Annotated in this window: 3 protein-coding genes; all 3 read right to left on the bottom strand. The window is 74.0% G+C overall.

What is annotated here, in order from left to right:
* Positions 1-666: ATP-binding cassette domain-containing protein (locus Q1K57_RS02380; protein ID WP_300078601.1), on the bottom strand; the 666-nt coding region annotated here is incomplete at its 3' end.
* Positions 666-1,442: an efflux RND transporter periplasmic adaptor subunit gene (locus tag Q1K57_RS02375; RefSeq protein ID WP_300078599.1), complete on the bottom strand. Its 777-nt coding sequence runs from the start codon at positions 1,440-1,442 to the stop codon at positions 666-668. The genes Q1K57_RS02380 and Q1K57_RS02375, both read right to left, overlap by 1 nt.
* A 2-nt stretch (positions 1,443-1,444) precedes the next feature.
* Positions 1,445-2,319 (bottom strand): HlyD family secretion protein (locus Q1K57_RS02370; RefSeq protein ID WP_300078598.1); only part of this gene is annotated, 875 nt, incomplete at its 5' end.

Here is a 2,319-nt window from a genome sequence, read left to right as displayed (position 1 = left end):
GGCCTTGATCTCGGCGGGGGTGCCCGTGTGGGTGATGCGGCCGTCGGCCATGAAGGCGACGTGGGTGCAGCGCTCGGCCTCGTCCATGTAGGGGGTGGCGACGAGGACGGTCGTGCCGGCCGCCTGCAGGCCGGCGAGGATCGTCCAGAACTCGCGGCGGGAGACCGGGTCGACGCCCGTGGTGGGCTCGTCGAGCAGGAGCAGATCGGGCGCGTGCATGAGCGTGGTGGTGAGCATCAACTTCTGCTTCATGCCGCCCGACAGGCGGCCGGCGGCGCGGCGCGTGAACTCGGCCATGCCCATGGACGCCAGCAGTTCGGCCGAGCGCGTGCGGCGCGTAGGGGCGTCCACCCCGCGGAGCGTGGCGAAGAAGTCGATGTTCTCGGCGACGGTCAGGTCTGCGTAGAGGCAGAACTGCTGACTCATGTAGCCGATGCGGGGCGTGACGGCGTCGGGAGCGTGGCGAACGGAGGCGCCGAAGACCTCCGCGTCGCCGGCGTCTGCGAGCAGGACGGTGGCCAGCATGCGGAACAGAGTCGACTTGCCGGCGCCGTCCGGTCCGAGGAGCCCGAACACGGCGCCCTGCGGCACGTCGAGCGAGACGGCGTCCACTGCCTGCACCTGGCCGAACCGGTGGGAGAGGCCTCGGATGGAGACGGCGCTCATCACGGGAGCTCCACGTCGACGGGCTGGCCGGGCTTGAGCTGTCCGTCGGTTCCGTCGACGGCGACCCGGATCTGGTAGACGAGCTTGGTGCGCTGATCGGCCGTTTCGACGCTGTTGGGCGTGAACTCGGCCTGGGTGGCGACCCAGGTGATCGTGCCGGGTCGGGGGTCGACGCCGTCGCCCAGGACCTGCACGACCGTGCCCACGGTGACCGCCCCGAGCCGAGGCTCGGGCACGTAGGCGCGGACCCAGAGGTCGCTCGTGTCGACGAGCGTGAGCAGGGTGCGCGCCGGGGCTGCGTTCTGGCCGGCGTTCGTGGTGACCGTGACGACCGTGCCGTCGTGCGGGGCGGACACCGTGGCGTAGCCGAGCTGAACCTCGGCGATCCTCACGGCGGCCTCGGCCTGCGCCTGGCGCGCCTTCGCCTCGGCGACCTCGGCGTCCGTGCCGTCGTCCTCCTTCTGGCTGACGAGGGCCTTCGCGGCTTCGACGCCCGCGTTCGCCTGGTCGACGGTGAGTTGGAGGGCGGTGGCATCCAGCCGGACGACGGGATCGCCGGCGTGCACCACGTCGCCCTCGGCGACGAGCACCTCGGTGACGCGGCCGCCGATCGCCGGGGCGACGGTGTACGCGGTCGCTTCGACCGAGCCCGACAGCCGGTTGGGATCGACGGCCTGGGCCTGGGTGGTCGACCACCACCACCAGCCGAGGCCGCCGGCCAACAGCAGGAGGGCGACGACGATGACGGGGAGGGGAGGGCGGCGGCGTTCGGCCATGATCAGTCCTTCTCGCAGGGGGTCCAGGTGAGGTCGACGGGGGCGCCGGGCGGGGGAGTCGCGGCGGCATCGAGGGTGAAAGTGACGGGAACGGCGCGGGTGAGGTGCACGTCGTCGGTGGCCTGGGTGGTCGGCGGGTAGTCGGTGGTGACGCCGAGGCGGTCGACGGTCGCGCTGAAGGCGGCGGCCCAGTCGGCCGTGACGGTGACCGGCTGTCCCGGGCACAGTCCGGCGGCGGCGTCCGCGGGGAGCCAGGCGGTGACGGACGCCGCGGCGTCCGGTCGGATCGTGACGACCGGGGCGCCGGGGGCCAGCACCGTTCCTGTCGGCGTGGTGGCGACGACGATGCCATCGGTCGGGGCGACGAGGGTCGCCGAGGAGGCCTGCTGCTCGGCGCGGGCCACGCCGTGGCCGGCGGCGGTGACCGCGATGACGGCGAGAGTGTGGGCGTCGTCGACGGCGCGGGCGGCGTCCGCGAGTTCGGCGAGGGCGTCGTCGAGGCGGGCGAGCCCGTCACGGGCGGTGGCGAGGTTCGTGTCGAGGGTGGCGAGCCCCGAGACGACCTGGTTGATGCCCGCCTGCAGGTGGGCGAGGCCCTGGCGGGCCCGGGTGAGCCCGGCGTCCAGCTGACCGAGGCCGGTGTCGGCCTGGGCGAGCGCGGCCTCCAGGGGGGCCGTCGCGGCCTGGCGCTGCGGGGAGTCGGGCAGTTGGGCGGCTGCATCGCGCCGGGCGGCGAGCTGGCTGCGCGCCGCCCGGGCCTCGGCCTGCCGAGCCGTGAGGGAGGCGATCGTGGCGCGCACCTCGGTGCGCCGGGCGACGAGGTCGTCGCGGGTGGTCACCAGTTCGGGGCGCTTGGCGTTGAGAGCGTCGATGGCGT

It is taken from the genome of Propioniciclava sp. (genome assembly GCF_029977985.1).
Classification (GTDB): Bacteria; Actinomycetota; Actinomycetes; order Propionibacteriales; family Propionibacteriaceae; genus Propioniciclava.
Note: the sequence above shows the minus strand (reverse complement) of the source record. Positions and strands in the feature narration are given on the sequence as shown.